This window comes from Vibrio sp. B1FIG11 (assembly GCF_905175335.1).
Taxonomy (GTDB): Bacteria; Pseudomonadota; Gammaproteobacteria; order Enterobacterales; family Vibrionaceae; genus Vibrio; species Vibrio campbellii.
Window position 1 is genome coordinate 1,274,861 of the sequence record NZ_HG992752.1, and the last position, 25,174, is coordinate 1,300,034.

Consider the following 25,174-nt stretch of genomic DNA (forward strand, 5'->3'; position numbering starts at 1 on the left):
TTTAGACAGTACGATAGTATTCAACTACCGAAAATTAAGGGCTAACTGTATCTAAAATATAAGCTAGCCCTATGAACTAAAGAAGGAATGGGTTAAATTGAGTGGTTAGCAAGCTTTCTTCGTTTTGATAACTTGGCCACGCCCTCAAAAATCGTAAACAGTAGACCAACCCAGATAAAGGCAAATGTCACCGCTTTTACGCTGTCGAACAACTCACCAAAGAACACGACAGCCAACACAAACTGCAGGCTTGGCTCAATGTATTGCATAAGTCCAACTGTAGACAAGTTTGTAATTCGGATCGCGATCGAGTAGAAAATCAGCGGTAGAATCGTCACCGGTGCACTACCTAAATAGAGCATGAAGGTCGTCATATCTACCGTAGAGGCCAACTCTCCCACCGTTACTTGTTTAACAATAAGGTAGGTAAGCGCGATTGGTGTCAGCACTAACGCCTCAATAAACAGCGTTGTACTCCAATCAAAATTAATCTTCTTCTTAAAAAGACCATACAGAGAGAAGAACAAACCCATCGTCAGTGCCACCAGCGGTAATTGACCGTACTGGAAAACCTGATACAACACGCCAATGGTCGCTAAAAGAATCGCAATAAATTGTCCTTTGGATAGCTTATCACCCAAGATAAACACACCAAGCGCGACAGAAATAAGAGGACCGATGAAGAAACCCAAGCTAGCGTCAATCACTCGGTTATTGGTCAGCGCCCATGTAAAGGCAACCCAAGAAATACACATAAGGCTACTGGCGACAAACGTATACCAAAGTGACTTTTTATCTTGCCAAACCTTAGACCATTTCGGCATATGGCGCGTCATCGCCAATACTAAAATAAACCCTACTGGCACCGAGCCAATGATGCGTAACGCCAACAATTCATCCATCGATGCATTTGGCAGAAAGCGATAATAAATAGGCAACAATCCCCAAATAACAAAGGACAATGCAGCCATTAAATTGCCGTAAAGACTGTTGTTCATAACTAACTCGACATATAAAAAGTGACGCGATTCTATAGCGCAAAGTCGTTTTGTAAAGTGAATTTGAGAGCGAAGATCGCCTTTACAAAGCTAAGCCTTGAATCACTGCTGTAATACCGCTAACAAAACAGAGTGTCAGCGCACCAAAGCGAATTTTTTCTTTTGGTAAAGATTGCGTTGTTTTCATTGCCAGCCAGTAACCAAACGCCCCTGCTGGCAGCAATGGCAAAGTAATCACCAGATGATGAAGAGTGAAGAAACCAACTGGAATTTGCACCACTAGCGAGATAATAGAGCTGAAAACAAAGAAGGCAGAAAGGTTACCACGTAACTGATTCGCTTCTTGATGTTGCAGCAATAACGCCATCGGCGGACCGCCAATGGCAGAGCTCGTACCAAATAAGCCAGAGAAGAAACCAGCAAACGTCATACGCCCAGGCGTTGGCTCAATACGAAACGGAAGTACACTTACTGCCACAGCAAAAAGCACAAGGAATCCTATCCAAAGTGTCAGTGCTTCTGTAGAGACAAAAAACAGCAATGCCCCACCCGCTAATGAACCTGGCACACGACCAATCAGTGCCATTTTTAAACCGCCGATTTCTACACTACTGCGGTGCTTCATTGCGTTCATCAAAGATATAAACAGCGCAACAAGACAGATTGGTGCCGGCACATACTCCGGCGCCCAAAGAATCAATAATGGCGCAGACACAATAGCCAGGCCAAAACCTATGGCAGTTTGTACGTAAGAGCCGAGGAAAATCAGGCCCATAGCAAGCAAAGTAGTTGAATCGAAATCCATCGATATGTTCTTACATTCTAATTATTTATTAGAGAATCAGTTGAATATATAAAAATTATTAATGACCAACTCTCACCCCGCGTAGGATTCATCAAACGCATAAAAAACACAATCAAAATGTTTCAAAATCTGATCACTTAGAGGCCATTTTCATCACATTAAAAGCTGCGTATTCCTTGAACACTTCATTTATAAAACGAATGGTATCGAGAAGGAAAATATAAGACTATAATCAATCTCCATTTAGAGTGAATGCACCATCAAAATTCACCGTTTATGGGCTTAAGTAGTCTATCGCACCACAAAAATATAAGAACATTAGACTATCGTTTCAACCTAACTTAAAGATGGTTTATGAAAAGAAAATCAGGTTTTACTTTAATTGAGCTTGTTGTTGTTATCGTAATTCTCGGCATCCTTGCCGTTACTGCCGCGCCACGCTTTTTAAACATTCAAGATGATGCTCGTGAAGCTCGTTTAGAAGGTATGAAAGGTGCAATCGCATCAGGCTTGGGAGTTGGATATGCAAAACTAGCAACCACCGGGCAAGAACACCTCGCCTATGTTTCAAACAAGAACACGCACGATAAAACACCAATGCAGGCACTGCCTTTCGATGGTTGTGAGCTAAATGGCTCGAAGTACTGCGTATTTTTATATGGCTACCCTGACGCCGACAATGACAGCTTGCCTCTGCTAGTGCAAGGTATTGATGGTTCGGATTCAGATTGGAAAATAATCCGACATCCATCAGGCTCAAGTACCCGCGAAATGGTGATTGCCGCAGCGGATGACCCAAGAGCAAGTCTAACGCAATGCGGTATTTTATATGGGCCACCTCAATCAGAAAACGAAAGTTACAAGCTTGAAATCCTTCCTTGTCCGTAACAAAAAAAGGCTGCCAATTCGGCAGCCTTTTTAGTATCTCGAGATAATTTATGCGAAATTAAATACGTGCTTGTCCATCATATTCACCATGCGGCCAATCTCTGGCTTGGTGATGGTGTCATTGGCACCAAGGGACAACGCCTTCGCACGGTTATCTTCACTCATTAATGAAGAAAACATTACGATAGGCATTTCGTTATATTCTTGCGTGTCACGCAGTCGTTTGACTAAGTGCATACCATCCATACGAGGCATTTCTACGTCGGTTACAACGGCATCAAGCAATTCGCGCACTGGCAAGTTTTCTTCTTTCGCAACTTCGATCAAGCTCATCAATTTTTCATACGCTTCGCCACCATCTTTACAGGTGATCACGTTATAACCCGCAGAAGCCAATGTATCTTGAATCAATGAACGAATAAACGCAGAGTCATCCACAACCATGATGGTTTTTGCGTTACGCTTACCTACCATACGTTGGTTCAAGTCTACTGATTTATCACCAGTCACGTCGTATTTTTCCATACTCAGTTCTGGGTTGATGTCTGCAATGATTTTCTCGAAATCCAGAATCATGATCAGGTTACCATCTTTACGAACAACAGCCACAACACAATCTTGCTCACCCGCCTCTAAGAATTGGCTTGGGGATTCCACATCGTTCCAAGAAATACGGTGGATACGCGAAATGCTGTCAATCAAGAAGCCATTTGTCATCTTGTTAAAATCGGTAACGATAACGAACTTACGCTCAAGATCACGGCGAGTAGGAACACCTAACCAACCAGCAAGGTCAACCAGAGGTGTTAATACTTCGCGCGACGAGAATACGCCGATCATATGAGGTTGTGCATTCGGATAATCAGTAGTCTCTGGTACGCGAATCACTTCTCGTACTTTAGCGACGTTAATACCGTAATAACATGTTTTTGTGCTGCCATCTGGCAATTGTTTTTCTAAATGGAACTCAATGATTTCAAGCTCATTGGTACCACTTTCAGTCAGAATAGTACTGGTTACGTTACTCATAAACCCAATTATCCAAAATACGCATCAAGAAGTGGCTTGATGCAATGCCACAGAGAATCACTTCACAGGCGTAAATTTCCAAGAGTCCTTTTGTAGTCTTTGAGACAGAATTTGTAAATAATCAAAAGGATGCTGACTGCACACTTCTATATCAAATGCTGAAATTTCGTCTCATTTTTGAACAAAACACAGCCATACGTTCAATATGGAAAGGCGTTCTAGTTATTAGCGGCAGCTCGAACAAAAAGTTTAGCGATAAATTAGTGCGTTTTAATCACTGACTCATTCGCGACACGATGACGTTCTCCGTATACGCCCTCATCGGTTCTAACACCACAGCTAACAACCATTGTGATCTGGTCGCTGTCTCTTAAACCGAGTAGCTGTTTTACGCGTTTTGAATCAAAGCCCTCCATCGGGCATGTGTCATAACCTTTCTCGCGCATTGCGTACATAAAGGTCATCGCAGCAAGTGAAACGCTCTTGTGCAAACAAACACGTACGTCCGATTTACTCACTTCTCGCACCATGGGTTTGTTTCTACCTAACCACCAGCTATATGCCTTCCTCAGCAAACCGCGGACACCAAACATGTCGTTGTTGTAAACCATTGGGATGAGTTTTTCGTAATACTTTAGAGCGCGCTTGGCCGCAACGTCGTCACGGCCTTTAAAAGCTTGACGCACAGTCTCTGCGTTGCGCTTGGCGCGCTCTTCCCAGTTGTGGGTCGTTGCAACAAAAACCACCAGTTCATTCGCGGTTTTGGCTGCATTTTGTCCCATACAGTATTCTGCTAGCTTTGCTTTTTTCTCATCCGAGATAACTCGATGAAATTCCCACATCTGCATGTTGCTGCTATTGGGGCTTAAAGTCGTCAACTCTAGGGCCGTTGCTACATCGTCGTGGTTAAATTCAGCATCCGCATCGTATTTTCTAACTGAACGACGTAAATGGACAATAGATTCGAAAGAAGATTGGCTCATAACAAACTCTAAATATGGAAAAAAGTGATCTTTACTGATTCATCGATAAGCTGCAAGTGCAAATACAACACCAAGCTTAAATCCACGTCAGACTGTTTGTTGTTGCTACGCCAATAAGTGACAATGGGATAAAAAGATAAATAAACATGCTTACCTACTCTTCCCCCGCCTGATTACTGTCTGAATCAGAAGCATCGATTTTATCTCGTCGTATCTAATTGATTGTATTATTTTTGACGAAACATTTTCTCAATAATAAGACACTCTATTTCAAAAAGTGAAATTGTCATTTTCACCCATTACCCACAGATTTTTCCTACAATCCGACTCCATTAAAGAGTGCTGAAAGGAAGCGGCAAGTAAATTGAAACATAAGGTGAGGCACAAATATGAATAACGTTCTTATTATCGACGACCAGCCGCTATATAGTGAAGCGCTTGCTTCTCTTGTTCAAACCGCTTTCCAATCTGTTAACGTCGTAGAGTCAACAGACAGCGCTGAAGTGATGGATATCGTTCGTAACCAACCTGTCGATTTGGTTATTTTAGATGTCGTACTGGGTGACCGAGACGGTATGCGCCTAGCGAAAAATATATTAGCGACGGGTTACCAAGGTAAGATTTTGTTTATTTCTTCTCGCGATTATTCGAGCTTGTCTAAAGCGGCATTTGAAATGGGTGCACATGGCTTTTTGAATAAAAACGAAGCGAAAGCAACCATTTTGGATGCTATTGTTAGCGTGACGCGTGGGTATTCTATGTTTAAAGCGACGCATAACCAATCATCGGGTAGCGTCACTTTATCGAATCGTGAAGCGATGGTATTTCACTATCTCGCTCAAGGTTACTCGAATAAGAAGATCTCAGAGCAACTGTCATTGAGCGCTAAAACCATCAGTACTTACAAAACTCGTATCTTGAAGAAATATCATGCTGAGTCAGTGGTCGAATTACTGAACACACTTCCTCAAGAAGAATGCGGAAGCCTTTGTTGTTAGACGCTCTTCGAAATAACACGACTAAGTAATCACATATTTCGCGATAGCATCAGTTAATAGCTGGTGCATCGAGTTGTAGCGATGCGTTTGCTTCATTTGTACCACCACTTTTGGGCGCCCCTGCGGATAAAAAGTTTCAGGTACAGGAATGAAATTAAAGCCATCAATTGGTTTTTGATACTCAAGTAAAATCGTCGCTGCCCCTCTCATTCTAATAACCTTGAGTAAGCTGGTTATATTTCCAATAGTAGCGACTCGATCAATGTTAAGTCCGCTCTGCTCAAGGGCTCGTTTAGTGACTTGTTCCCTGTCCTTCCAGCCTGCCAACTCAAGTAGAATAAATTTAAGCTCACACGCTTTTTCTACTTCAGTAATACCTAAATCGGCAGGCACGACGATGACGGCAGGAGCGTAGCCAATAAATTGCTGATGAATGGATTTTGGGTATTCCTCATTAAAGTAATGCAATTGCATATCGACTTTATCTTCAAGGATTTCATCGATCGTGCTATCCGTACTGCTTGCAACATTGACGTGGGCATTGGGAAACAACTCCATCAGATCATTCAACAGCAGGTGGCCAAAGGATTGCTGCGCGGATTGTGGCAAACAGATGGTAATACTCCTGTCATAAGACAGAGGATCAAACTCACGTCGAATCAAGCAGGTTTCTAGCTGATCAAGTGCATTCGTAATTTCGGGCAGCTTCCTCTTTAGATAATGCGTAGGCTCAAAGTGATGAGCGTGTCGGATGAACAGTTCATCCTCTAATTGCGTTCGCAAACGGGTGAGATACTTACTTATAGACGCTTCACTTTTACCCAACGCTTTCGCGACAGGTTTAAGTTGACGATGACGCTCCAGCAACACAAGAATTTTGAGGAGATTTAGGTCGAGATCTTTATTCACAGCGTGGTTACCAAATAGAATCAAAGACTAAGTTATATTTTTATAATTACTTTCGGCCAAATACAAAGAAAGCAGCCTTTTCATAGGCTGCTTAACTATAGAAGACCAAAGTCACGTTTTGGTCAAGTTTATCAGACTCTTACACCGCCAATTAGTGACAATATAGTCATTTACTCGCAGTTTCAGGTTTAAGACATTGTCTCAATTTAGACGCGTTGACGCTTGGTCTCGTACAGTTCTTCATCCGCACGCATAATAACATCTTGCAGTGACTCATTTTCTTCAGCAATAGCGATTCCTGTGCTGACACTCGCTTCAACACCCATTTTTTTTAGTGGGTTATCTTGTACTAGATTCTGTAGCTTCTTGGCTAAAGCGTTAGCATTACCAAAGTTGCAATCTGGCAGTATTGCTATAAATTCATCACCACCAGTCCTCACTAAATAGTCACTCGAACGAAACACCTTGCGCATTGCATTTGCGACAATAACTAACACTTCGTCACCCACATGATGTCCATATTTATCATTGATACGTTTTAATCTATCACCGTCAATAGCAATAACCGAGTAGGGTGCAGACCTTAGCCTCCGCTTGAGTACTTCTTCTCGAAATACTTTTCGGTTTGATAACCCCGTCAACTCATCTTTTGTAGCGTTAGAAATCGCACTGGCGAGCTCTATCCCCTTCTGTTTTGTCTCATGAACTTTAGAAAAATAAGCATAAGCGGCCACAAGATAGACAAGATATAAAAAACCATAATCAATAACGACCTTGCTCAGTGGGTAGTTGTATACCATCAGGTTGTTATTATCAGCCACATAGGTTTGGCTATAGGCAAGCTCCTGCCACGGATAACCAGGAAAAAATAATAAAATATGTTTATGGCCATTGTTAACAGCTACATCAACAGCCTTTCCTTCTTGATAAAGAGAGTTTAGGTGTACTAATTCCCCAAACTCTCCAACCAGCTTTCCATCCTGATAGACCGGGCTAACAATGCTTAACGCCACCGTATCTGAATACGGCGTTTTAAAAGGGTTAGAGATTAAAATTCTGTCCGTAAGCTGGTCATGCCAAGCAAACTTCGCACATGCATCGTTCTGTTTACACCACTCTGCATTGAACGTGTCTTTTATGTTGGCTAGCCCTTGCATCGAGCGCTCAAAAATGAATTTGTTACTCGTATATGATCGGAAATAGAGCACAGCCTCCTTTTGATCGTAAACACTCGAAGTAAAACGCTCTGTCTGATGTATCGTTTTGCGCGCAATTGCCTCGACAAAGTCTAGTTCGCTGCTATCCCCTAATGGAATAATCGCGTCAGGGAAATTGTATTCAGTGCCATCGGTTACGTCTTGTACACTTTTTCCCGCATAAGCAGCAAGTTTTTCTTCGGTAAGAAGACCTAACATAATGACTTTCTGCTTCATCTCAGACGCCATCTTGGTATACAAACCAAACTGCTTAACTTCGTAAGAAATCACTAGCCCACCAACAAGTGTAATGGTGGTGATAAATAGTAACAAAGCAACAAAGATTGACTGGTATAAGTTTTTTAGGTTCATCCAAAGCCTCGACGAAATTATGTTTCTACTACCTTGGCTAGCTCAATGATATTATTAACATTGAGCTTGTCGAGAACCCGCCTCTTATAGGTGCTCACGGTTTTATCGCTAATAGATAAGACATCCGCAATATCTCGATTGCTTTTACCTTGAAGTAGCAATTTCATCACCGCACTTTCTCGGCTTGATAACGATGGTACATTTCGGCTTTCTTCCACAGTTTGTTTAAACTTGAAGAACGAGTACCCTTTCGCCACTGCTTCGATCGCGTCTTTTAGAATTTCATGGTTTTCTGATTTACACACATAGCCATCCGCTCCTGAGCGAAATGCCATCTGACTGTACATATGGCTGGTCTCAGCAGAAAAGAAAATGACTTTCCCATTAAAACCATGAGATTTAATGCGTTTGTAAAAATCGTAACCATCGCAATCCGCGAGGTTTACATCCAAAATGAGTAGCCCTATGTTCCCCTCTTTTAGGCTCTTAAGTGCGTCTTTCGAACTCGTTGCTGTCATTACTTCGTTGGCGATGCCTAAGCTCTCGACCAATGATTTGATTGCAACGCAGACAAGTGGGTGATCATCAAAGATCAAACAGTTCAATTTATTCATCATTCTTTTATTTCAGTATTGTTATTGCTTCTAAAGGCATTGGTTTGTCGATGAAGTAGCCTTGGCACACATCGACTGTGTAATGGCGCATGGCGTCAAGTGTCTTCTCGTCTTCCACCCCCTCTGCGACGACACTGATGTTTAGGCTTTTTGCTAACGCACAAATTGCTAACACGATATTTTTCTTTTTAGGGTCATGTACTAACCCTTGTACGAATGAGCGATCGATTTTCAGTTCGTTGAAAGGCAGTTGAGCTAACTTTTCTAACGACGACGACCCAGTACCAAAATCATCAATACTGATCGTCACACCGTTCATCCGAAATTTGAGCAGGTTCTTATACAACGCGGGACTGCTTTGAAATGTATCCCGTTCGGTGATTTCAATCGTAAAGTGGTCGGGACAAATTCCGTTCTCATCACACCGCTCTATGAATTGGTTCGCAAACTCAGGGTCTTCGAGGTTCTCATGATCGACGTTTAGTGAGATATGATGTTTGAACCCACGGTTCTTCATGTCATATAACGCATTGCTAAACACTGCTTCAAATAACTCTGCAGATAAATGACAACGCTCCACGATTGAAAGGAAGCGGTGTGGTCCGAGAACTCCATATATGGGGTGAGACCAACGCGCTAATGCTTCATACCCAATGACTTCACCAGTATTGGCGTCAGCTAAGGGTTGGTAATAGTTTTTTACCCGACCTTCTGCTAATGCAAACAAAAACTCTTGATCTTGCAGGTAGATATCTTGATGAAACCTTTTAGTTTTGGCTGGCTCTGCCCCCACTCTTCTTAGCATCTCGACGACTTGGCTTTCCTCATAGGGTTTAAGCAACTTTCCGAGAACTTCAAAACTAAACGTTTCACACATCGCTCGAACCGCAGTAACAATGGTCAATTCCATTGCACTAACAAGTACAACTTTGCCTTGGTAGCCAATCTGATTGAGCATCTCCATCATGTCGATCCCATCTTTGTCAGGCATTTGTAGATCACAAAATATAATGTCGACATCAGACTCTTTTGCCTGTCGAATCGCGGCATCAACATCCTCAAAAGTTGACACACTGACCTCGTGACGAAGCAGCATTTGCTTGAGCAGTGTTATCTGTAGTGGATGGTCATCAATCACCATCGCATTCAGTGATTTATTCATGAGCATTTATCCAATCTTCTGCTAAGTTGATTTCATGTTCGATTCGGTTGATAAGCGTCGCCACGTGAGATTCAAAATCCGCATCACTCGCCTTTTCTGCGTCAACACACAGCTCGACTAAAATCGAAACGCCAATAGCCCCCAGTGCGCCCTTTATCCCATGGATTATGCGTTTCTTCTCTTGTTTGGTTTCTGCGATCTTCAAATTCGAAACATCTTTCTCCATTGAGCTCTTAAACACACCAGCTATCTCATGGGCATCTTTCTTTTTAAACTTCTCGATCCATTCAGGCCACTTTGCCTCTTTCTCTTGACCAAGATGCGGCAGAAGTTTCGACCTGAGCTTTTCGAGGTCATAAGGCTTGTATAAGATGTCATCAATACCGATGTTCTTGGCGTGTTCATTTGCTAAACGTGAGTCTTCCGCCGTCACACCAATCACGGGGATTGAAACGAGATCTGAATTTGCTTTCAACTTCTTAACCAGCTGAAACCCATCCATTTCCGGCATATGAAAGTCAGTCAGAACCAGTGTCACTTGATCATCACGATTAACGTATTGCCAAGCTTCTAAACCATTACTCACAATGACGGGTTCAATACCTAACTCTCGCAATTGCATCGTAATCACGCTTTGGTTAATTGGGTTGTCTTCCGCCACCAAAACCGTGCCATGCTTCCAGCTTACATTTTGAAGTGTTGGAGATGTCTCGGCTCTCAGCGAGCAATCTTGACTTAACAGCGCTAGTAAGGTGTCTGGGTACTTTGCTTCGGCAGGACTTAATTCACAGTGACTGTCCCGAGCACAAATTAACTTGAGGCCTTTGTATTTTCCTTGGGAAGAAAACTTACCAGTAAGGTTGGGGTTTATATCCGTAGAGCCCATACCCCATGTTAAACACCAATCACGTACATTTGCTGGCAATGTAGGTGAGAACGAGTAAGAAATCGCAGGTCGAGGATTTGACTCACAAAGAATAATAGGAAGCTTCACTACGACTGTGGTGCCTAATCCAAACTGGGAGTCAATGCATAATTCTCCGCCCATGCACTCAACGAGACGGTCAACAATGCTCAGACCCAAGCCTGTACCGCCATATTTTCGCGTGATAGTGTCATCGGCTTGAACAAAGGGCTGCAAAATGCCTTCGAGTTGAGAGTCCGTCATTCCAATGCCTGTATCGGCAATTTTCAGGATCAGTTGGCCTTCATTCATTGCCACACTGACATTGATTTCACCATCACTCGTAAACTTAACGGCATTTGAAAGTAGATTTGTCGTAATTTGTACCAGGCGCACAGCATCGACTTTTAACCATGGATTCGCAAATGGCTTGAAGGTCACTCGATAGTCTAAACCTTTGCTTACCGCTTTAGGTTCAAAGCTACGAACGACATCACACAGTGTTGTCACCACATCTGTTTTTACCGGAGTGACCTTTAACTGCCCCGCCTCGAGTTTGGAATAATCCAACACTTCATCCACCAGCAAATTTAGGTGGTTCAAGGATCGCATGGCCTGAGTAATTAACTCTTTACTCGAATCGTTGTCCGCCTGTCGTGTGAGTAAATCCAGCAACCCATGCGCTGCCGATAACGGCGTTCTTAATTCATGACTCATCGTCGCCAAGAAGTTTTCACGCGCTCGAACGGCAGTCTGCGCTCTCTCTTGAGCAACAATCAGAGCAAGTTCACGCTCTTGCTGCTCGGTAATATCTTGGAGAACCGTTAAAACAAATTGCTTTTTGCTGCTTGGCGAAAATATCGATTTACGCTCACGATAGACATGTTGGATGCCGAGTTTGCAGTTTTTGGCCGCAGTTGTATCTGAGATACGCTTCCCTGCGATAACCTGTCTCAGTTCAACAACGTTGTTCACCAGCGGCTTGGCACTATTTCGATTCTCTATCGTACAGCCTTTACAACGCTTATTGCGGTAGAGAGAGCAGTTGCTCATTTGAATCTGGTTATCTTCACCATGAATAAAGACAATGCTATTAATCTCTTGGATGATGTCCATGAGCCATTGCTTTTCTTTTTCTTCGTTGGTGGCGTTTAATTCCGCAAGATTGACTTTCAGTTTGAGATGCGCCAACACGAAATAAACAATCGCTAGCAATACCACAAACATTGCCGCTGCAAAGAGTACAATAGTAAAAACGTCTTCTTCGTCATAACCATAAACAAGATTGAAGTTGCGATAAGTTCGATTGATCTTGTCGATCTCTTTGGCATCAATAGTATCTATGATGCTATCGAGGATTTTCTTTAACTTGGTATTATGCTCCGTCACAGCAAACGCAATGGAGAGTGTGAGCACGTCCTTTTCACTGATCAGCAGCCCATCGATATTATCTTGGGCAATCATGCTATGTACGATGTCATCAGGCACATAGGCAACTTCAATCTCACCTGCTTTTAGATCACTCAGTAGCTGCTTTAGATCGTCATAGCGAGTGAAACGTTCTTCTTTCCATGAGTCGAGATTAACCAAGCCCTGTCTTTTCAGACTCATGAGAATGCCGGATTTCGCTTGATGGTGTGGATGGTTTTCCGGGTCAAGCGCTTCAATCGCGACGAAGTTATTGTGCATAAACGGCTTGGTAATAAGCCAGTCTGAAGATGGAGCATAATCCACATAAGCAACAGGCACGATATCCGCGTTGAATGCCGTCAACCCACTGTTTAAGCTGCCGCTAGGTTTAACATATTCAAACCTCAAGCCCGTTCTAGATTGGATTAAGTCAATAAAATCCGGTAAGAAACCATCTAAACGACCAGTATGAGTGTTTCGATAGAGGAAAGGGAAAGCGGCTTCACTGCTGCTGTATGTAATCGTCTGGTTACCACCGAGGTCACGGCGATATGCGACCAGCAATTTGTCGTTCACATGATATGGATTCTTTGATGCCACAGACCGAATGTTCTTGCCATTACGCTCCCAACTTAAGATGCGGTTAATTCTGTCAACAAGCTCTTGGTTCGACTTAGAAGTAATGAAACTGACTTCTTCTTCATTCAACCAACTTGGAATGTCCACGGATCCATTAACAATATCGTTCTGATCTAAATACTGGTTGATAGCCACATAAGTCGAAATTAATGCGTTAGCTCGCCCACTCCTCACCTCTTCAAAAGCGTTAACTCGACTTTCCATTTGGCGAACGCTTGTGACTCCCATATCTTCCAGATATTGGCAATAGACAGTTCCAACAACGCATACCCAGTTGAGTTCACGGGGATCGCGTTTAAAATAACTGCTTTCCCGATACCACACGGCTATGGTGCTAGAGAAAAAAGGATCGGAAAAAATAAAACGAGCTTCTCGGTCTGGCGTTTTGCTAAAACCTACCGCCCCATCAATCTTGTTAGTTTCAATGTCATTGAGAATTTCTGGAATGACCGAGTAAGTGCGCAATTCAAGCTTAAGATTTAATACCTTTGCAATGTTAGTCAGATACTCGAGGTTAATACCGTAGAAGGTCCCGACCTCGCTACCCACGTTCGGGTCGTCAGACTTTTGAGCAATCACACCTACAACAACAGTGTGAGAAGACTCTTCCTCTGCTAGGCAATAAGTTGAGCTCGCAATTCCGGTGAATGCGGCAAAAATGAGAATGTTTTTTCTTAGAATGCTGAACATAATGACTTCCACGACTTGGAAGGTCAGCCTAAATTGTGCAGCTTAAATGTCAAACTTCGGCAATTTTGAAAGTATTTATATACTATTGTTTTTAAATGGCTTTATTGCAAATTGTCAGTACAATCCGACACAATTATCCACATTAGACTACAACACTTTTGCGTAGAGCATCTCATCATAAAGTGGAAAAAGATTGCACAACCTTTAAACAGGGTTATATGGAATATTTAGTGGTTCGTGGCGTGTAATGCGAACAAGAAAGGCCACTTCTGTAGAAATGGCCCTTCGTTTAACGCGCTTAGTAAACCGTTTCTAAACCTGAACGAAACTGGTTCTTTCCTTCTTTTTTGGCGAAATACATCGCCATGTCCGCCTCGTTGATTTTTTCTTCAAGGGAAGAATTTTCATCGCGTGGCCAATAACTCACGCCGATGCTTGCAGAGATGCCACACGTTATATCACCAAAGAGAAACGGTTTGGATAGACTCTCAATTATCCTTTGAGCAATCGGCTCACAGCTTGTCGCTTCACGAACCGCAATCAAAAACTCATCACCCGCCAAACGTGACACCAAGTCTCGCCTTGCCACACAACTCATCAAACGTTGTGCGACAACTTTCAATAGTTGATCACCAATCGCGTGCCCATATTGGTCGTTTACGGCTTTAAAGCCATCCAAGTCAACAAACAGAATATGTTGTGATGTCCCCAAATCGTGCTTCTCTTGTAAACGACGCATCGCTTTTGAGCGGTTAGCCAAACCCGTTAATGGGTCGTGATTCGCTTGATAATTCAGACGCTTGAGCTCGATATCTATTGTTAAATCCGTAAATGAAACCACGAACGCTTCCGCCCTGCCAGTTTCACTCTTCAACACTCGCACTTTCAACTCACAAGGCATAACTCGTCCTTGTTGGTTTTTCAGCTCAACATGCGTCTTGTAGTGTCCTGTTTTGAGCAATCGAAGCTTAATTGCCTTAGTGACTTCAAACGGTGATAAAAGCTCTAACGTTCTTAACGCCCCTACCTCACCAAACCATTGTGTCGCCGCATGGTTTTGGGTTTGGATACTCAGTGCTCGGTTTAACACTAAAATGGCATCTTGGTTTTGGTCAAACATCAAATCAAGTAACTTACGGCGCTGCTCAGACAAGGTTTGCTCTGTGATGTCCTGCAACTGGATCAAGCTGCTTTTTTCTGTATCCATCGGATTACAAGAAATCAAATAGCGCTTGGTTTTATCTAAACTACGAACCTCTATTCCCTTCACCGTGGTGTGTGTGTCGATGGCAAACATGATTCGTTCGATTTTAGATACAGGCTCAAACCAACTCGTGAGCAACGTACGAACATCCGAATTGACGTCGACCCCTTTCATTTCTTTCGAGGCGATCGGGTTGAAGTACGTGACTTTATGGCAAGAAGAAACAACGAGCACGCAACGCTGCATCGCATCTAATGCGCTGTGAATATAGCGGTTTTTGTCCTCTACTCGCTTCAAAACCTGTGCTACTTGAGACTCACGCTCAGCCAAGCTCATGGTCATCTCATTAAAGCATGCCGTCAGCTTACCAACTTCATCTTGGTGATAAACCGGGAGTGTTTTTCGAATCACGCCAACCCGACTCATGTGTTCAACCGAACGATGCAGTGACAATAAAGGTAATGAGATCAATGAATGCAGCAATTTAGCTAATGCCCACGCACACATGGAAAGTAACAAAACGATCACGGCTAATGAGAGCCACATCTTTCGTTCATTGATGAGTAGGTTCTCCAGTGACACCCAAACTTCTAATGCACCCAGCTTTTCATCACCTAACACAACATCATAATGACGCATCACAACACTTAGGTGAGTACACTCCAATGTTCGTTTCTGCCATTCACAACCAACAGGCAAGTCCTCAATCGAAGCGATGGTTTGGTCGTTTTGATTGATAACAAGGGCAGAAATAACATCAGGGTCAAAGCTCAAATTAACCAATTGCTCTTTTGCTGCGTATGCATCATCAAACATCAACGCCGCTTGAAGCGTATTGGCAACGCCTTGTCCAAGAATATTGGTTCTTCGATCAAGTGCTGCTTCTTGCGCCAACACCAAATATTGAATAGCTAAAGTCCCCAAGCCAATAACAATCAGCGTGATCATTAACCAAGTCGGTAGAATCATCTTATGACGCAGAGGCAAGCGAGCAAGACGAGAACGAATCATGGCTCCCCCTCGTCTTCCGCTAGGATCGAAATACTGAGTAATTGCGCTCTAAGCCGAACACCGGTAGGTGCAACATGGCCACGCGAAACCATAGGGCGAATACGGTTGTTCACCTTCACAAAGGCCACCATACCGCCCATAAAAACAAACTCTTCCCCATTACCAATCAGTAAAGAATGAGGGAACGCCTCTTTTAGCGCTTCTATTTGAGTTTGCGTTGCATTGGGTACGTAAAGAATATGACAAGCACTCGGCGTCACGTCACTGGAAAGATTAAAATAACGAGATAACTGTGGCTTACGAGCCACAATACGTTTCAAATGTTCCGAAACAGTGTCACTTTCAGAGACACAATATTCAATTGGTGCAATAGGTTCACCAGTGTTCATCCAATCGGCTAGCAATGCAAAGCGGTACAGGTACACCGCTTTTAAATCCGCATCGTCGTACTGAGCAAAAGCCAACGTCGCACTCAGTAGGGCCCAAAGAGCGAGCCCATACTTGAAGGCGGATGTTTTCTCAAAACGCTTTACCATCCGGCGTAATTCCAATCTAAGGTCAGCCAGTACTGAGTCCCATTGGCAAAAGAGTTGTAATTATTGGGAAACTCTTTGCTTTGATTCGCCCCTAGATTCTCTACTGAGGCTGTAATCTCAGGCATGCAGTCGTTGTATTGCCAACTCAAAGAGGCATCAAAAGACACTACTTCAGGCCAGTTGTAGTCTTTATTTGCAACAGAAACAGGATGCAATGCCGATTCATAATCTTCATGCAGTTCCGATTCAGAAACATATTGCCCACTGACACTTACCCACCATTGAGGCGTGATGTCCCACATTACTTGTGCATTCACGAAATGGTTTGGCTCATTTTCAATCATTCGTTTTACAGCATCATTGCTTGAGCAGATGGCACCTTCACAGTGACCAACAATTCGCTTATAGCTGTAGTTGGCATTAATTTGGATATCATCACGGGGTTGCCATTTCACAGCGATTTCACCACCAAAACTCTCACTCCAAATTGGATCCACCAACTGAGAGGTGTACTGCTCTACCACCGTGCCAACCGTACCAGGGGATGAACCTTCACCAATGATGATTTGCGACGCTGATTCTGTTTTATATACGCGAATGTTCTCGTGTCGGGTATAAAAGCCCCCGATGCTGAATTGCAGCCTGCTCTCATCCCAAAAACGATACCCAAGTTCATAGGTAGAAACCGATTCGACATCAAGATCCTCATTGCCTTTGAGTATCGTGCTGTAGTAGTAATCGTAGTAATTGTTATCGCTAAACATAACGTTCTGCATGTACTGGTTTTCACGCATATAGGTGCTTAGCTCAAGACGTGAAGGCGTCACAATCGCTTTACCCCACCCAGCCCAAATTCTTTGGTTGTTTGCGAGTTCATAACTCAAGCGAACTTGTGGCTGCGGATCGATATCATGAGTCAGGTTGTTGTACTGCCAGCGATTGCCCAGCGTTAGTTTGGTTTTGTCCATAACAGGAATGTTCCAGTTCATGTACAAACCGTAAGACTGGTTTAGGAAGTCGGGATCTTCTGCTACGCGAAGGTAAGGCATCGTCACCAATTCATATGTGGAGAACGTGCCAAACTTTTCATCAATCAATCGGATATTGCCACCGACGGTGAGCTCTGTTCCCCATAAGTCCGAAAAAGTATAGTGAGAATCTAAATCGGTTCTAAGGAACTGTGCGTTCGCGTGGGTACTGTCGTTAGAGCTGTACGTCAACCACAGCTCGTTTTCCCAACTGTCTCCATTACTGCGGTCAAACACATGATGGCCACCAACGAAGTACTCTTGCATCGTCATTTCCGCTTCGTGAGTACGCATTGGCTCTGCACCTGGCATGATAAAGTGCGGTTGGAAATTACCCCAGTTGTAATCTTCACGCGAACGAATACCACCCGCTTGTAAGCTCAATGTATGTTCATGCTTCTGATAATCCAAACGACCACCAAAGCGCTCGGTATACACATTGAAATGCTGGAATGGCTGGACACGCGCTTCATCACTTGTCCACGGCATATGATCAACAAACTCACCGTAAAGACTGTAGTTTGCGTATTCACCAACAGAGCCAGCATGATGGAGCTGATATTCACTGTAATCGTAGTTTCCGAAGCTAGCAGACACCTTCCCTTTTGCTGCACCATCCGCTTCTTTTGTGATGACATTAATAATACCTGTTACGGCATTGCCACCCCATACCGTGCCGACCGGGCCAAGTACGATTTCGATCTGAGATATATTCTCCATGCTGACCGGGATCAAATCCCAATCGACACCTGAAGACATTGGGTTAAAAACGCTACGGCCATCGACCATGACCAACATTTTATTGTTCAAGGTTTCGTTATTGCCACGCACCGTCACTCCCCAATCGTAGTTGGAGTATTTTGCGACATGAAGACCGGGTGCCAAAGATAGCGCATCAGCAACCGAGCGCGCACCAGAGCGTTTAATCTCTTTCGCGGCAATGACATAAACAGAAGCGGGAGTATCAGCAAGGGATTGCGAGGTTCGTGTAGCGGAGACAACCTTGGTTTCAGCCAAAGAGCACAGTGGCATTTCAAGTAGAGAGTCAAGGTCATAGTTAGCAGAGGCAGGAGCTACCGCTCCAAACGTGGATGCAATCACGAGGTTTAACGACAAACGCATAGGGTATTTCTCAACGTTTGAACGCTAAATATGGAACTTAGGGAAGAGGCTCAAACGTTAAATCACAGTGTATCTATATGAATACAGTATACCATTTACGTTTTTTTGGTTCATTTTAAACCAACGCCAATTACGCTGAGTTATTTTTGTCGAGACGATTAATTGATGTATTAAATGAACTTGCACATTGCTTTTAGGATAGCGGTAGTGAAAATAAAAGATTAAATAGAGAAAGCCCCACTTGAAGTGGGGCCTAAATTTATTAGTGAGTGATAGCTTCTGCACATACGAGACCACGGTTTTCGCCGAGTCTGTCATACATATTATGATGCCAAGCCGTCATCTTATCTGCTTCAAAATGAACGTTCCAGATACGATATCCTGTTGGCTCATCGTAAGTTAAATAGTTCGGGTAAGGCATCTCACCGAGCTTATCATTGGCTTGCAGGTAATCATAAAGCTCTTGATATTGTGCTCGTGTTGCCAAACGCATCTTGCTGTCAGGGCGATCACAGTGCTTTCTCACAGCCCAACCATCCGCTAACTTATTCAACACTTGAGAAGAAACAACCGTAAAACGCATATCTTCTGTTTCGTACTGCACATGATCGACAAGCATGAATGCATCAAACTTTAATGTGGTCAGATAAGTCGATTCATCATCCCATATTTGAATATGTATAGGAGCCGTCGGTAACACATCAAATTTCACATCGATGGTATTTTTTCCTTCAACATTCAGATAGTTCACTTTAAAGCTTGCTTTCTTGTTTGTCGCAAAACGGAACTTCACATTTGATACCATTCCACGATCAACTTTGGATTTCAGTCCAATACGAATGCCACTATCAACGATTTCATAACTCGCGATCAAATCAGAGCTCGTCAATACAGGCTTTTTACCAACATCCATTCCAAGCGAAGGGATATAAGTAGACGCAGTATAGTCTGCAAATCCGTAAGTCCAACCACTTGAGTGGCTGTATGAGTAAGCATGAGCAATTTCATGGAACAGTGTATTCATCGGTAAAATACGGTAGGCACCGTGGTTAACATCAACATACTCTTCCCAAATTGAAGCCCAACCACCACCAGCTGATTCCATTACTGAGATATCAGGCCAACTGCCTCCCCCCCATACCCTCTGCGGCGTAGTTATTTCGCATGGAACGCATCGTCAAGTCATGCCCTGGCTGACCAATAGATAAGTAACTGTGATAACCGTAATTAATCGCATCCGGAAACTTAGCAACATGGTTTGTACAAACAGAATAAATTGAACAGTTTGCCTTAAAGAACTTTTCAACCTCTTCCACGTAGCTCACACGATTGAACGCTTCGTGAATGTATGCGAGTGTACGCTCAAAAGTTTCTCGCTCCGGGCCAATTTTAGGTGAGTTATAACATGTTTTAGCTTTATCACTACACTCACCTGTATCCCAACCTAAACCGATATTAGGATCAAACATGGTTTTCTGATTTACGTATGTCAACCCTTCAAGAGTATCAACATCTAGAGCTAACTTAACCTTGGTGTATGGTGGAATTTCTCTACCCAAATCCAACAAGGCTGGGAATTCTGCACCTTGATAATTGATCGCAACGACGCCAAGAGGCATGTGAGTTTTGTTTAGTAAATACCAATCACTACCATCATGTTCGAATACTACATCGTCTACGTACACAGACTTTGTGATCTCAAGAGCACTGTCATCTGCTGCAGAGCCATAGATCACTTCTGCACTAGGCAATGTCATTGGCGTTTCAAACGTGACATCGTGAACATCGTTGTAGGCCATTTCTAGCATCTTGCCTTCGGTGCTCAACACAACTGATTGAACTGCACTTAAGCCATCGTCACTCGCGCTGACTTCAAGTTCAACATCGCCAAGACTCTCTTCCGTTACCACACCGTCAATCCAACCCGTCTTACTATCAATCGATAGCCAACTCGGCGCATTTTGGATCGAGTAGCTGATCTCATCACCATCTTGGTCTGTCGCTTTGATTTGGAAATGATACTCATCACCCACTACTGCGGTTGGTAGTTTCACCACTTCCCATACTGGCGCATGGTTGATCAGGTCTGGGTCAACAGGTGTCATTGCCAACGCTACATTCAGGTTCACTTCACTCTTTGCGGTTAAGCTACCGTCAGAAACCAACACGTTGAAGGTATATTTGCCTTCGTCTTCTGTTTGGGGCGCAAATGACATTAATCCTGTTGCATCCATCGCCACCCAACTTGGTTGACCTTCTAACGCATACGTCAGCGCATCGCCGTTTTTGTCCGTCGCAACCACTTGGTATTCGCCAGTTCTACCTGTCACTAACTGAATAACAGGGATAGATGCAATCTCAGGGATATTGTTGATCAAGTCAGGGTCAACGGGTGTCATCGCCAAAGCCACATCTACAGTCACATTGCGAATCGTCGTCAAACTGCCATCTGATACCAACACTTTGAAAGTGTGTACACCTTCATGCTCCGTCGCAGGCTTGAATGACAACAAGCCTGATTTATCGATCGAGATCCAATCCGGATGGCCTTCCAATGCAAACGTCAGCGCATCGCCATTTTTGTCAAAAGCAACCACCTGCTGTTGAGACGCTTTACCTGTCACTAGTTTCAGCTCAGGCAAAACTTCCACTTCTGGTGCGTTATTGATCAAACCAGGCTCTACCGGTGTCATGGCAAGTGCAACTTTTGTCGTCACAACGCGAGTAGTGGTTAAGCTGCCATCAGAAACCAAGACGTTAAACGTGTAAGTGCCTTCGTCCATCGTTTTCGGTGAGAACGAGAGGCTTCCTGATTGACTGATGGTTGCCCATTCAGGTTGTCCCTCTAACGTATACGTTAACGCGTCTCCGTTCTTATCCGACGCAATCACTTGGTGTTGACCGGGTTTACCCGTTACCAAATTGATCTGAGGGATCTCACTTACCGTCGGCGCATGATTCACTAAACCGGGTTCAACTGGCGTCATCGCAAGTGCCACTTTAGTGCGAACCACTTGTTTCGCCGTCAGACTGCCATCTGAAACTAATACGGTGAATTGATGCTGCCCTTCATGTTGTGTTTGGGGTTTGAAGCTCAACTGGCCAGTTGGACTAATTGACACCCAACTCGGTTGGCCAATCAATGAGTATGTCAATGCATCGCCATTTTTATCGCTGGCTTTCACCTTGTAGAAGCCGTTGCGTCCAGTCACCAAGCTGATTTCTGGTACCGCTTCAATCACTGGAGCATTATTAATTAAGTCAGGGTCAACAGGCGTCATACCCAAAGCAACATCAACAGCCATTGGTTTTTGGGTAATGTTCACACCATCCGATACCAAAACAAGGTAAGTATGGCTGCCAACATTGGCAGTTTTGGGTTTAAATGTGATCATCCCTTTCTGGTCAATAGAAATCCATTCAGGGTGCCCACTGAGTGAGAACTGAAGTTCGTCACTTTCTTTGTCAAAGGCTTCAACTTGAACACTTTCAATTTGGTTAGTGATTAGCTCAAGTTCTGATAGGTCTTCAACCACTGGAGCCTCGTTATCGGACTCTGGAGTTGAAGGCAGTTCAACGCTGATCGAAACGACCGCTTCTTTGGCCACAAAACCATCAGATACAATCACTTTAAATTGGTAGTCACCCACGTCTGCTTGAGTTGGATTAGCAGTTAAAAGGCCTTCTTTGCTAATGCTGACCCAATTAGGTTGCTCACTTAAAGAGAACACTAACTTGTCGCCATCATTATCGTAGGCATGAATTTTTGAAGTTGTTGGTGTACCGATAATGGCTGTAATTTTTTCCAACCCTTGAAAGCTAGGCTCTTCATTATTCTGAACAGATGTATTTTCCGAATTACACCCCATCAGTGAGAGGCTAATACATGCCCCTAGAAATAATTTATTCATCTTTATATAACTTTACCATGTTGATCTACAGTAAGTACTGACGCAAGAAATCGGATAACAAATGAGAACTTTGTTATCTAAAAATTTGAAATGTATTTAGCTCTAATAAATTAGAAAGAAACTATTCGTTTCAAGTGCATATCTAGATAACTAGAAAGTTAAATCAACATAGTGAGCATTGGGGACGACATTTTTCAACTTCTAAGCCTATGTAAGTTGATATGTCATTAATGGGATTTATCACCCTTCATTAAAATACCAATAATGCTACGTAATGTGACAACGAGGTGATGGTAATCCGACAGGGGTTAACACAAGGTTAATGTCAAACAAATGACGATTGCAAATTTTTATCGAAACGATAAAGAATATATAGCTCAGGGTTCGTGTATTAAAAAAGCGCCGAAAGGCGCTTTAATAGAAACGTTTTAATTCCAAACTGGTACGCCGTGCTCTTCACAACGTTGTTTATCATAATATTCAATACGCCCGCCCTTACCGACAAACTGTGCCTGCACTACCATTCCTGCGTCTACAAACTCGCGGAAATAGTCGCATGAAACATGAAAACTGCTGTCCTGAATTACGACAGGCACCCATTCGTAACCGCCGCTACGAGGTAAGTAAGACTTGAACACAATGACCCCGTCGTCAGAAACCTCAATCGCTTGGTCATATTCATTAAGTTTGTAGAAACGCTGCCCATCGAGTTCGGCTTTCGCTTTTTCAATGGTTTCTTGTGTTGCCGTAGAATTCAATGCTTGACTCGGCATAGTTTGACAGCCAACAACCGATGTCGCTGCTGCAAGCAGCAAAGTTAATTTAATTGTTTTATTCATTATTCCTAACCACTGTAGTGTTATTTATTATTTTTTTCATGCGTGTACATGAACTTTACGAAAAGAAAAGCGCCTTTCGGCGCTTGTCATTATACATCCCTTACCCAAACGTCCTTGACGTCTTTTTTAAGAAGGTCAATCACACTTTGGTGAATGAAAACGAAGCCAAAATCTTCTTCTAGTTTAAATATTAATCGCTCTTCTAAAGGAATATTTTCTAATTTAGAGAAGTCAAACTCTGTTGATTCGATGTCTAACCAGTTCAACATACCGTATTGTTTTTCTTTATCCGTCAATTTATAAGTTTGATGGATATAAGGCATTCGATAATCTTCGTAAACTTTAATTTCATCATCAGATGGTTGGCTTGGAGAACAATCCACACGAGCGTCTAACCACTCAACTCCGTGTACGACCAGTTTCTCTACTTCTGATGCAATATCACTGATGATAAATAGCTTTGGAGAAAAAGTCATTTCCAAAAGCAAGTCGGGCTCTACTGGCACAATTGGCTTGGGGCTTTGTTGGAATGGAAAGTTACCTAGGTATTGTTTAGTTAGTATATGATATTGTTCTTTCATCTTAAGCCTCAAAACTTTGGAGCAAGGTCATCAGTGCTAATCTTAGCTTTTCTCAAAGAGTCAAATTCTGCCATAAAGTCAATCACATCAAACAATTCTTCACAAAAAAACATCGCCGTTTCAGCACCTTTTACTCGAAATGCTACTCTATTAGATAACGGAATTTGCTTTAACTTTTCTTCAGAAATAAATAATTCGTGGACTATCAGTTCACCGCTTCTTGGAGAGATTTCGATATCTGAACGCTCTTCATCTAGTACATCTATAATATTATTGATAGCTAAAATGTATCGATTCTGTACTTCTCCATCCTCCAACTTCAGCTGAGAAGGGTAATATTCAATACCAAAAGGGTCGAAACTCATTAAGATTTCAGCAAATAGACGACTTACCGATAAATCACCACAATCAACTATCGGTCCAACGTTTTTTATACTTCCTCCTTCACTATCCACCCACACAACAGGGTTTATCGATGAAGTTGGATGATAATGGTTTGTACTGTACAACGACTCTCTGTTATCTACAGAAACAAAGTTAACACTTGAAGAGAAGTAGTTTTCGGAGATCAATGAAAAATACATATATACCCTACTTTATTTTTGTTCTTTGATTGTTTTTAATCGACGACCACTATAGCAAAATGCTTTTACTTCTATAGTACTGGGGGCATTATCTTGACTATTAAAATGCACTCGATTAGTTTTTGCATTTGGTTCACTGCATGTTTCGCATCCACTTTTTCCTGGTAAAAAGTTAGCACCTCTCTGTATTAGTAACAATTTGTTTCGGCTAATTTCACCAAGAATATCAATAGATAGGTCGTCCAACTTTGCAGTAAATCGCTCTTTATTAGTTTTGCAGTTTAACCCCTTAAGAGTACGAGCCAACTTCACACCAATGACTTTATGGTACCCGCTTAGCACATCAATTACTGCGACATCGTCTTCGAAGATCTTCTTCTTTAGCTGGTCGCTCTCGTTCAATACTTCGCTCTTTAACTCGCTCTGTAATCCAGAGACAGAAACTCCCATAGATTTTTCATAGTGAGTTACGATTCCACTATCTTTGTGGCTAGAGCTATGCAACGGCAATTTATATTGACACGCAATTTTATCTTGCATTGGCAAAATTACTAAATTCCACGTGTGGTTTACATCATAGCCTTTATAAGTTATTTGCTTACGGCGGTAACTAGATAGTCTACGTGTAGCTTCGCAAGAAATGATATGATGAGAGGCGACGGCTCTGTCCATAAAGTTCAATGGGTGCTTCTTTTTAACCGCAGTATCCCGCAAACTACGTGAACGAACATAACGCCCTTCATTTTCTCTAATGCCCATAT

General features: G+C 42.8%; 20 protein-coding genes. 2 read left to right on the plus strand and 18 right to left on the minus strand.

The genetic code is table 11. The features are described 5' to 3' along the window. Window positions 1–92 precede the first annotated feature (92 nt). A complete protein-coding gene (gene rarD / locus KHO06_RS22535) occupies window positions 93–998 on the minus strand; it encodes an EamA family transporter RarD (protein ID WP_182052848.1) in 906 nt (301 codons plus the stop codon). A gap of 82 nt (window positions 999–1,080) precedes the next feature. Further along, window positions 1,081–1,803: a sulfite exporter TauE/SafE family protein gene (locus tag KHO06_RS22540; protein WP_005426837.1), complete on the minus strand. Its 723-nt coding sequence runs from the start codon at window positions 1,801–1,803 to the stop codon at window positions 1,081–1,083. A gap of 354 nt (window positions 1,804–2,157) precedes the next feature. Between KHO06_RS22540 and KHO06_RS22545 the strand changes: the two genes are divergently transcribed. Further along, window positions 2,158–2,691 carry a type II secretion system protein gene (locus tag KHO06_RS22545; RefSeq protein ID WP_038891192.1) on the plus strand — a complete coding sequence of 178 codons (534 nt, stop codon included), beginning with the start codon at window positions 2,158–2,160 and terminating at the stop codon, window positions 2,689–2,691. A 48-nt stretch (window positions 2,692–2,739) separates the two neighbouring features. Here the strand turns inward: KHO06_RS22545 and KHO06_RS22550 are convergent, their stop codons facing one another. Beyond that, complete coding sequence (locus tag KHO06_RS22550) at window positions 2,740–3,720, minus strand: chemotaxis protein (RefSeq protein ID WP_005426925.1); 981 nt, start codon at window positions 3,718–3,720, stop codon at window positions 2,740–2,742. A gap of 260 nt (window positions 3,721–3,980) precedes the next feature. Continuing rightward, the gene (locus tag KHO06_RS22555) at window positions 3,981–4,703 is read right to left on the minus strand and encodes a nitroreductase family protein (RefSeq protein ID WP_005426806.1); all 723 of its coding nucleotides are present in this window, start codon (window positions 4,701–4,703) and stop codon (window positions 3,981–3,983) included. A 389-nt stretch (window positions 4,704–5,092) separates the two neighbouring features. Here KHO06_RS22555 and KHO06_RS22560 point away from each other — a divergent pair, with 389 nt between their 5' ends. Next, the gene (locus tag KHO06_RS22560) at window positions 5,093–5,701 is read left to right on the plus strand and encodes a response regulator transcription factor (RefSeq protein WP_005426916.1); all 609 of its coding nucleotides are present in this window, start codon (window positions 5,093–5,095) and stop codon (window positions 5,699–5,701) included. A gap of 21 nt (window positions 5,702–5,722) precedes the next feature. On the opposite strand, the gene KHO06_RS22565 is transcribed toward KHO06_RS22560, so the two are convergent. From KHO06_RS22565 to KHO06_RS22630, 14 genes are all read right to left on the minus strand, one after another. Continuing rightward, window positions 5,723–6,610: a LysR family transcriptional regulator gene (locus tag KHO06_RS22565; RefSeq protein ID WP_043883043.1), complete on the minus strand. Its 888-nt coding sequence runs from the start codon at window positions 6,608–6,610 to the stop codon at window positions 5,723–5,725. A gap of 206 nt (window positions 6,611–6,816) precedes the next feature. Continuing rightward, entirely contained in the window at window positions 6,817–8,178 is a 1,362-nt protein-coding gene (locus KHO06_RS22570; RefSeq protein ID WP_212582566.1) for a GGDEF domain-containing protein, read from the minus strand. Window positions 8,179–8,195: 17 nt separating this feature from the next. Continuing rightward, a complete protein-coding gene (locus KHO06_RS22575; RefSeq protein WP_086015319.1) occupies window positions 8,196–8,792 on the minus strand; it encodes a response regulator transcription factor in 597 nt (198 codons plus the stop codon). Window positions 8,793–8,799: 7 nt separating this feature from the next. Further along, window positions 8,800–9,954, minus strand: coding sequence for an EAL domain-containing protein (locus KHO06_RS22580; protein WP_005426947.1), 1,155 nt, complete (start codon window positions 9,952–9,954; stop codon window positions 8,800–8,802). Continuing rightward, window positions 9,947–13,597 carry a transporter substrate-binding domain-containing protein gene (locus KHO06_RS22585; protein WP_212582567.1) on the minus strand — a complete coding sequence of 1,217 codons (3,651 nt, stop codon included), beginning with the start codon at window positions 13,595–13,597 and terminating at the stop codon, window positions 9,947–9,949. The genes KHO06_RS22580 and KHO06_RS22585 overlap by 8 nt, the downstream gene beginning before the upstream one ends. A gap of 298 nt (window positions 13,598–13,895) precedes the next feature. After that, a complete protein-coding gene (locus KHO06_RS22590) occupies window positions 13,896–15,812 on the minus strand; it encodes a diguanylate cyclase (protein WP_212582568.1) in 1,917 nt (638 codons plus the stop codon). Next, a complete protein-coding gene (locus tag KHO06_RS22595; protein ID WP_038892753.1) occupies window positions 15,809–16,348 on the minus strand; it encodes a YfiR family protein in 540 nt (179 codons plus the stop codon). The genes KHO06_RS22590 and KHO06_RS22595 overlap by 4 nt, the downstream gene beginning before the upstream one ends. Beyond that, entirely contained in the window at window positions 16,342–18,498 is a 2,157-nt protein-coding gene (locus KHO06_RS22600; protein WP_212582569.1) for a TonB-dependent receptor, read from the minus strand. Before KHO06_RS22600 ends, KHO06_RS22595 begins: the two co-directional genes overlap by 7 nt. A 262-nt stretch (window positions 18,499–18,760) precedes the next feature. Beyond that, window positions 18,761–19,603, minus strand: coding sequence for a hypothetical protein (locus KHO06_RS22605; RefSeq protein ID WP_212582570.1), 843 nt, complete (start codon window positions 19,601–19,603; stop codon window positions 18,761–18,763). Window positions 19,604–19,613: 10 nt separating this feature from the next. After that, window positions 19,614–22,409: a putative Ig domain-containing protein gene (locus tag KHO06_RS22610; RefSeq protein ID WP_212582571.1), complete on the minus strand. Its 2,796-nt coding sequence runs from the start codon at window positions 22,407–22,409 to the stop codon at window positions 19,614–19,616. A 428-nt stretch (window positions 22,410–22,837) separates the two neighbouring features. Beyond that, window positions 22,838–23,248: a hypothetical protein gene (locus KHO06_RS22615; protein WP_212582572.1), complete on the minus strand. Its 411-nt coding sequence runs from the start codon at window positions 23,246–23,248 to the stop codon at window positions 22,838–22,840. Window positions 23,249–23,337: 89 nt separating this feature from the next. Then, the gene (locus KHO06_RS22620) at window positions 23,338–23,829 is read right to left on the minus strand and encodes a hypothetical protein (protein ID WP_212582573.1); all 492 of its coding nucleotides are present in this window, start codon (window positions 23,827–23,829) and stop codon (window positions 23,338–23,340) included. Window positions 23,830–23,837: 8 nt separating this feature from the next. After that, window positions 23,838–24,413 (minus strand): DUF1629 domain-containing protein, encoded by a 576-nt coding sequence (locus KHO06_RS22625; protein ID WP_025555207.1) that lies wholly within the window; start codon window positions 24,411–24,413, stop codon window positions 23,838–23,840. Between the two features lie 12 nt (window positions 24,414–24,425). Then, complete coding sequence (locus KHO06_RS22630) at window positions 24,426–25,172, minus strand: AHH domain-containing protein (RefSeq protein ID WP_212582574.1); 747 nt, start codon at window positions 25,170–25,172, stop codon at window positions 24,426–24,428. Between the last annotated feature and the right edge of the window lie 2 nt (window positions 25,173–25,174).

Bases quoted from the DNA above. Each gene is read 5' to 3' on its own strand.
- rarD (WP_182052848.1), bottom strand. From the start codon at position 998: ATGAACAACAGTCTTTACGGCAATTTAATGGCTGCATTGTCCTTTGTT.
- KHO06_RS22540 (WP_005426837.1), bottom strand. From the start codon at position 1,803: ATGGATTTCGATTCAACTACTTTGCTTGCTATGGGCCTGATTTTCCTC.
- KHO06_RS22545 (WP_038891192.1), top strand. From the start codon at position 2,158: ATGAAAAGAAAATCAGGTTTTACTTTAATTGAGCTTGTTGTTGTTATC.
- KHO06_RS22550 (WP_005426925.1), bottom strand. From the start codon at position 3,720: ATGAGTAACGTAACCAGTACTATTCTGACTGAAAGTGGTACCAATGAG.
- KHO06_RS22555 (WP_005426806.1), bottom strand. From the start codon at position 4,703: ATGAGCCAATCTTCTTTCGAATCTATTGTCCATTTACGTCGTTCAGTT.
- KHO06_RS22560 (WP_005426916.1), top strand. From the start codon at position 5,093: ATGAATAACGTTCTTATTATCGACGACCAGCCGCTATATAGTGAAGCG.
- KHO06_RS22570 (WP_212582566.1), bottom strand. From the start codon at position 8,178: ATGAACCTAAAAAACTTATACCAGTCAATCTTTGTTGCTTTGTTACTA.
- KHO06_RS22575 (WP_086015319.1), bottom strand. From the start codon at position 8,792: ATGAATAAATTGAACTGTTTGATCTTTGATGATCACCCACTTGTCTGC.
- KHO06_RS22580 (WP_005426947.1), bottom strand. From the start codon at position 9,954: ATGAATAAATCACTGAATGCGATGGTGATTGATGACCATCCACTACAG.
- KHO06_RS22585 (WP_212582567.1), bottom strand. From the start codon at position 13,597: ATGTTCAGCATTCTAAGAAAAAACATTCTCATTTTTGCCGCATTCACC.
- KHO06_RS22590 (WP_212582568.1), bottom strand. From the start codon at position 15,812: ATGATTCGTTCTCGTCTTGCTCGCTTGCCTCTGCGTCATAAGATGATT.
- KHO06_RS22595 (WP_038892753.1), bottom strand. From the start codon at position 16,348: ATGGTAAAGCGTTTTGAGAAAACATCCGCCTTCAAGTATGGGCTCGCT.
- KHO06_RS22600 (WP_212582569.1), bottom strand. From the start codon at position 18,498: ATGCGTTTGTCGTTAAACCTCGTGATTGCATCCACGTTTGGAGCGGTA.
- KHO06_RS22605 (WP_212582570.1), bottom strand. From the start codon at position 19,603: ATGGAATCAGCTGGTGGTGGTTGGGCTTCAATTTGGGAAGAGTATGTT.
- KHO06_RS22610 (WP_212582571.1), bottom strand. From the start codon at position 22,409: ATGAATAAATTATTTCTAGGGGCATGTATTAGCCTCTCACTGATGGGG.
- KHO06_RS22615 (WP_212582572.1), bottom strand. From the start codon at position 23,248: ATGAATAAAACAATTAAATTAACTTTGCTGCTTGCAGCAGCGACATCG.
- KHO06_RS22620 (WP_212582573.1), bottom strand. From the start codon at position 23,829: ATGAAAGAACAATATCATATACTAACTAAACAATACCTAGGTAACTTT.
- KHO06_RS22625 (WP_025555207.1), bottom strand. From the start codon at position 24,413: ATGTATTTTTCATTGATCTCCGAAAACTACTTCTCTTCAAGTGTTAAC.
- KHO06_RS22630 (WP_212582574.1), bottom strand. From the start codon at position 25,172: ATGGGCATTAGAGAAAATGAAGGGCGTTATGTTCGTTCACGTAGTTTG.